Origin of the sequence: Kineosporia sp. NBRC 101731, assembly GCF_030269305.1 — a bacterium.
Classification (GTDB): Bacteria; Actinomycetota; Actinomycetes; order Actinomycetales; family Kineosporiaceae; genus Kineosporia.
This window is the reverse complement of sequence record NZ_BSTC01000016.1, coordinates 163,167-169,452: the sequence shown is the minus strand read 5'-3', so window position 1 is coordinate 169,452 and position 6,286 is coordinate 163,167. Positions and strand designations below refer to the sequence as shown.

At 70.9% G+C, this 6,286-nt stretch carries 5 protein-coding genes and 1 pseudogene; 5 read left to right on the top strand and 1 reads right to left on the bottom strand.

Annotated elements, in window-relative coordinates:
- Positions 1-277: 277 nt before the first annotated feature.
- Positions 278-1,021: a hypothetical protein gene (locus tag QSK05_RS31450; protein WP_285601025.1), complete on the bottom strand. Its 744-nt coding sequence runs from the start codon at positions 1,019-1,021 to the stop codon at positions 278-280.
- 352 nt (positions 1,022-1,373) lie between these two features.
- Here QSK05_RS31450 and QSK05_RS31445 point away from each other — a divergent pair, with 352 nt between their 5' ends.
- From QSK05_RS31445 to QSK05_RS31425, 5 genes and pseudogenes are all read left to right on the top strand, one after another.
- On the top strand, positions 1,374-2,531 hold the full coding sequence (locus tag QSK05_RS31445) for a PucR family transcriptional regulator (protein ID WP_285601024.1): 1,158 nt from the start codon (positions 1,374-1,376) through the stop codon (positions 2,529-2,531).
- 107 nt (positions 2,532-2,638) lie between these two features.
- Positions 2,639-3,553 (top strand): annotated as a pseudogene (locus QSK05_RS31440) (ACP S-malonyltransferase); the annotation flags it as partial.
- 38 nt (positions 3,554-3,591) lie between these two features.
- Complete coding sequence (locus QSK05_RS31435; RefSeq protein WP_285601022.1) at positions 3,592-4,602, top strand: beta-ketoacyl-ACP synthase III; 1,011 nt, start codon at positions 3,592-3,594, stop codon at positions 4,600-4,602.
- Positions 4,603-4,721: 119 nt separating this feature from the next.
- Positions 4,722-4,979 carry an acyl carrier protein gene (locus tag QSK05_RS31430; RefSeq protein WP_231484633.1) on the top strand — a complete coding sequence of 86 codons (258 nt, stop codon included), beginning with the start codon at positions 4,722-4,724 and terminating at the stop codon, positions 4,977-4,979.
- 6 nt (positions 4,980-4,985) lie between these two features.
- Positions 4,986-6,242, top strand: coding sequence for a beta-ketoacyl-[acyl-carrier-protein] synthase family protein (locus tag QSK05_RS31425; protein ID WP_285601021.1), 1,257 nt, complete (start codon positions 4,986-4,988; stop codon positions 6,240-6,242).
- Positions 6,243-6,286: the final 44 nt, after the last annotated feature.

Sequence of the window (6,286 nt, the reverse complement as noted above, 5' to 3'; positions counted from 1 at the left end):
GGAACGTCCGATCCTCCTGCAGCATCGCGCTGATCGCGACCCGCTCCCCAAACGTCAACCGTTCACCCGGCACAAGCACCCTCCACCACCATCAGGACTGGTGCAACGACCGTACTAACCCGCCCCCTTGTTCGTGATCATGCAAAACCTCCCCGGAGTTCTAGAACTGTGGCGTTGAGAGTTCTAGAACCCTGGGGAGGTTTTGCATGATCACGGAAGGGTTATGGGGGCATGACGAAGGGGCCGGCGGAAGATCCGCCGGCCCCTTCGGTGACTTCTAGAACATCGTGGCGACGCCGTTCGCGCCGCCCACGGCGATGGAGCCGGTGGGCGGGGTGGAGCCCCGGCCCAGGCGGCCGCCGAGTTCGTCGCGCAGGGCCTCGGCCGCGGCCTGGTCGGGATGCTCGGCGAGGGCGGCCAGGTGCCGCCGGGCCTCGCTGAGCCGCTCGGTCTCGATCGCGGCCAGGATCAGCTCGCGGGCCGCGCCGATCACGTGCTCGCGGGGACGCCAGTGGCCGACCCCGAGGTTCAGGGCGTCGGTGGAGTGCCCGGCCTCGCGCAGCATGGCCAGACCCTGGGCCAGGGCCTCACCGGTGGCGTCGCGGTCGGCGGCGGTGCTGAGCCGGCGCAGGGCCGTCTCGCGGTCGTCGTCGATGGAGAGGCGGGCCAGCTGGATCAGGGGATACCAGGCGTGGTTGTTCTGGGCAACCTCTTCGGCCAGGGCCCAGATGGAGTTCTCCACCCCCCGCTGGGGGTCGCCGCCCTCGTGGTTCTCAGCGGCCATCGCGCCGACGATCTCGGCGAGCCGGTCGAACGCGGCGAAGTCGTTGGGGTCTTCCCCCAGACGGGCGCGCAGTGCTTCTTCCTCGCTGCGGTCCTCGTCGGTGGCGTGCAGATCACCACCACCGAGCTCGACGGGGGTCTCGACGGAATGAGCTGCGGCGATCTCGGCCCGGTCGCCACCGCCGCCTGCGACGATGTCGTCCGTCGAGCGCCGCTTCAGCCGATCCAGCGCTGACATATCGCCCCTTTCGGCAACCTGCGGTGCAGTCGCGGTGCTGTGTTTGCTGGCTGTGTCCGTGCGGTTCTCGGTGCAGAATCGATCCTGGTCACCGGGCAGCTGATACAACCTCGTGGCGTAACGGCAATGTGACGCCCATGCTGCCTGTGAGCTGCCTCTGAGTGCCTCCTGTGTGACGTAGGACCATCTCGACCCTAACGCGTAGGGCCTGCCGACGGCGACCGCTGATGGCTGCCCCCGCGACGTTCTCGCAGCGTACGTCGCTACGGGCAAGCGCTCACCGGGCCGGGTGACATCTTGACAATCGGCTCCGCCGCAGGCTGCGGGCCCGGCGTGCCCTAATCTCCTTAGCGTGGTGACCGCGGACGAGGCGACCGTCGCGAATCTGAGAGCGGCGCGAGGTGCCCTCGCCGGCGAGGCCGTGCGGCGCATGGAAGACGCGCTGCCCTGGTACAGGGCGATGAGCGCGCAGGACAGGTCGTGGGTCGGGCTGATCGCGCACGCGGCGATTTCCGCCTTCATCGCCTGGTACCAGGAGCCGGGTGGGCAGGTGCAGATCACGGCCGACGTGTTCGGTACGGCCCCCCGCGAGCTGACCCGGTCCATCTCCCTGCAGCACGCGCTGGAGATGGTGCGCACGGTGGTGGACGCCGTCGAGGAGCAGGTGCCCTCGATCGCGGCCCCCGGCGCCGAGCCGCACCTGCGCGAGGCGGTGCTGCGCTACTCCCGCGACGTGGCCTTCGCCGCGGCCGGGATCTACGCCCGGGCGGCCGAGTCGCGCGGTTCGTGGGACGCCCGGCTGGAGGCCCTGGTGGTGGACGCCGTCCTGCGTGGCGCCCAGAGCGAGGACCTGCGCTCCCGGGCGGCGGCGCTGAACTGGGGCGCGGCCGTCAAGGTCGTGGTGGTGGCCGGGGCCACGCCGCCCGAGCCGGTCGAGGAGAGCCTGGAGGGTCTGCGCCGCAGCACCCGCGCCGCCGGTGGCGACCTGCTGGTCGGCACGCACGGCGAACGCCTGGTGGCGATCCTCGGTCACGGTGACGACCCGGCCGCGCTGGTACCCGACCTGGCTCCGTACTTCGGTCCCGGCCCGCTGGTGATCGGGCCGGCGGTGAACGGGCTGATGGCGGCGGCCGAGTCGGCCCGCGCCGCGATCTCCGGGCTGTCCGCCGCCCGCGCCTGGCCCGGGGCCCCACGGCCGGTCCAGAGCGACGACCTGTTACCCGAACGGCTGCTCACCGGGGACGAGGAGGCCCGCCGCACCCTGATCGAGCAGGCCTACCGACCGCTGGCCGACGGCTCGGCCCATCTGCTGGAGACGGTCTGGACCTACGTCGAGCTGGGCGGTTCGCTGGAAGGTGCCGCCCGGGCGCTGTTCGTGCACCCCAACACCGTGCGGTACCGACTGCGCCGCGTGAGTGACATCACTAGGTGGGACCCTACTGACGCGCGTGGAGCATTCGTTCTACGGATTGCCATCATCGCAGGTCGGGTGGGCGATACACCGCCCTGAGCGGATTTCGCCCAGCCCTCCTTTGTAGGAACCCTCCAACACCAGGGCCAAACCTTGGTGCTTCCCACGGCGTCCGCCGCTGCTCCGTTCAGCGCATCGTTAAGCACGTGCTCGTCATCGTCGCGCCCGGACAGGGCTCCCAGACCCCTGGTTTCCTCAGCCCCTGGCTGGAGGAACCGGGCGCTGCCGACCGCCTGAACTGGCTCTCGGCCGTCGCGGACCTCGATCTGGTCGGGCACGGCACCACCTCCGACGCCGAGACCATCCAGGACACCGCGGTCGCGCAGCCCCTGCTGGTCGCGGCCGGGCTGCTGGCCCTGCCTCTGCTGGACGTCCCCGAGGTCGGTGCCTTCTCCGGGCATTCCGTCGGTGAGATCACCGCCGCGGCCGCCGCCGGCGTGATCACGGCCGAGCAGGCGATGGTGCTGGTGCGCGAGCGCGGCAAGGCGATGGCCAGGGCCGCCGCGGCCGTCCCGACCGGGATGAGCGCGCTGCTGGGCGGTGACCCGGACGAGGTGCTCGCGACGCTGGAGCGCCTCGACCTCACCCCGGCGAACATGAACATGGCCGGTCAGGTGGTTGCGGCGGGCACGCTGGAGAACCTGGAGCGGCTGAAGGACGAGCCGCCGGCCAAGGCCCGGGTGCGGCCCCTGAAGGTGGCGGGCGCGTTCCACACCCGCTTCATGGCCCCTGCGGTCGAGGTGCTCGAGGGCTATGCCCGCGCGGTCACCACCCACGACCCCCGCGTCCGTCTGGTCTCCAACGCCGACGGTGCGGTCGTGGACGACGGCCGCGAGGTGCTCGGCCGGATCGTGCGGCAGATCAGCCGTCCGGTGCGCTGGGACCTGTGCCTGGAGACGTTCCGCGAGCTGGGCGTCACCGGCCTGCTCGAGCTGCCGCCGGCCGGCACCCTGACCGGTATCGCCAAGCGCGCCCTGCCGGGTGTCGAACTGGTGGCCCTGAAGACCCCCGACGACCTGCCCGCGGCCCGCGCGCTGATCGAGAAGCACGCCGAGCCGTCGGTCTCCCTGACCACCCCCGAGGAATCGCAGGCCATCGCGTGAGCATCAGCAGCAGGCGCGGCGCCGAGTACGCCCGTATCCTCGCAACCGGCAGCCGCCGGCCCGACCGGGTGGTGACGAACGACGAGATCTGCCAGGTCCTGGACTCCTCGGACCAGTGGATCCGCGAGCGCACCGGCATCATCACCCGCCGCTTCGCCGCACCCGGCGAGACCATCGTCGACCTGGCCGTTCCCGCGGCCCAGCAGGCCATGGAGCGCGCCGGGCTGGCCCCGGCCGACATCGACGCGGTGATCGTGGCCACGATCACCCACATGATCTCCACCCCGTCGGCCGCCTCCATGGTCGCGGCCCGGATCGGCGCGGGCAAGGCGGTCACGTTCGACCTGTCCACCGCCTGCGCGGGGTTCTCGCACGGTGTCAGCGTGGCCAACGACATGATCCGCGGCGGCTCGGCCCGGCACGTGCTGCTCATCGGCGTGGACCGGATGACCGACGTCATCGACCCGGCCGACCGGGGCAGCGCGATGATCTTCGGGGACGGGGCCGGCGCCGCGGTGATCGGCCCCAGCGACACCCCGGGTATCGGCCCGACGATCTGGGGTTCGGACGCCGACCAGTGGCAGGCGCTCCACCAGACCCAGTCCTGGACCGACTACCGCGACGAGCGTGACGCGGGCGGTACGCCGCCGTGGCCGGTCCTGACCATGATGGGACCGAAGATCTTCCGCTGGGCGGTCTGGGAGATGGCTCCCGTGGCCCGTAAGGCGCTGGAGGCCGCCGAGGTCGACGTGGCCGACCTGGCCGCGTTCATCCCGCACCAGGCGAACGCGCGGATCATCGACCAGATGGCCAAGCAGCTCAAGATTCCCGACCATGTCGTGGTAGCCCGCGACGTGATCGACGCCGGTAACACCACCGGCGGGTCCATCCCGCTGGCCATGGACCGCGTGGTCACCGAGGGCCAGGTACCCTCCGGAGGGCTTGCCCTCCTGATCGGCTTCGGTGCCGGGCTGAGTTACTCGGCCCAGGTCGTCGAACTGCCCTGAAGTTCTCCGTCCCGCCCCTCGTGGCGGGGCCGAGCAGCAGGCCCGGGTGAAGACGGTGTCCTCATCCGAAACATGCCGGAACACCCACCAGAGCAACACCCACACATAGGAGAAGAACCATGGCTCACACCCAGGACGAGATCCTCGCCGGACTCGCCGAGCTCGTCGCTGAGGAGACCGGCATCCCGGCCGGCGACGTGCAGCTGGAGAAGTCCTTCACCGACGACCTGGACATCGACTCGCTGTCGATGATGACGATCGTCGTGAACGCGCAGGACAAGTTCGACGTGGAGATCCCGGACGAGGCCGTGGGTGGTCTGAAGACCGTCAAGGACGCCGTGGACTACATCAGCAACGCCGAGTCGGCCAAGGCCTGACCTCTCATGACAGGTTCAGTCGACAGGCAGATCGCCGTCACCGGGATGGGTGCCACCACCCCTCTCGGCGGCGATGTGAAGACCACCTGGGAGGCGGCGCTCGCGGGTAGCTCCGGCGCCCGTGCGCTCGAGGCGGCCTGGCTCGAACGGTATCCGACGCTACCGGTCGAGTTCGCCTGCCGCCTGGCCCAGCCGGTCACGGAGAAACTCACCCTGCAGGAGATCAAGCGGCTCGACCCCAGTGGTCAGTACGCGCTGATCTCCGCCCGGGAAGCGTGGGCCGACGCCGGCGCCCCCGAGGTCGAGCCGGAGCGCCTGGCCGTGTGCATGGCATCCGGTATCGGCGGGCTCTACACCACCCTGCAGGCGTACGACACGCTGAACGAGAAAGGCGCGCGGCGGGTCCTCCCCCTGACCGTGCCCATGCTGATGCCGAACGGCCCGGCGGCCGCGATCGGGCTGGAGCTCGGCGCCCGCGCCGGGGTCCACACCCCGGTGTCGGCGTGCGCGTCCGGCGCCGAGGCCATCGCCCAGGGTGCGGACCTGATCCGCCGTGGCCTGGCCGATGTGGTCGTGGCCGGTGGCACCGAGGGTTGTATCCACCCGGTGACCATCGCGGCGTTCGGGGCCATGCAGGCGCTGTCGAAGCGGAACGACGACATCACCCGGGCCTCGCGTCCGTACGACGTCGACCGCAACGGCTTCGTCATGGGTGAGGGCTCGGGCACCGTGGTACTGGAGTCCATGGCCCACGCCAAGGCTCGCGGGGCCACGATCCACGGCATCCTCGCCGGGGTCGGCGTCACCTCGGACGGCTACCACATCTCCGCACCGGAGCCGGAGGGCAAGGGCGCGGCCCGGGCCATCCGCGCGGCGCTGGCAGACGGTGACCTGACCCCCTCCGACGTTCAGCACCTGAACGCGCACGCCACCTCGACCCCGGTCGGCGACGTCGCCGAGGCCAAGGCCATCCGCCTGGCCCTGGGTGACGCGACCGACGGGGTGGCGATCTCCGCGACCAAGTCGATGACCGGGCACCTGCTCGGCGCGGCGGGGGCGCTGGAGGCGATCTTCACGCTGCTGGCCGTGCGGGACGGCATCGCCCCGCCGACCACCAACCTGGACAACCAGGACCCGCACATCACGCTCGACGTGGTGACCAAGGAGCCGCGCAAGCTGCCCAGTGGTGACCGGGTGGCCGTGAACAACGCCTTCGGGTTCGGGGGCCACAACGTGGCCCTCGCCTTCCGCAGCGCGAGCTGAGTAACCCTTCGTGGTCATGCGGACGTTCCCCCGGGAACGTCCGC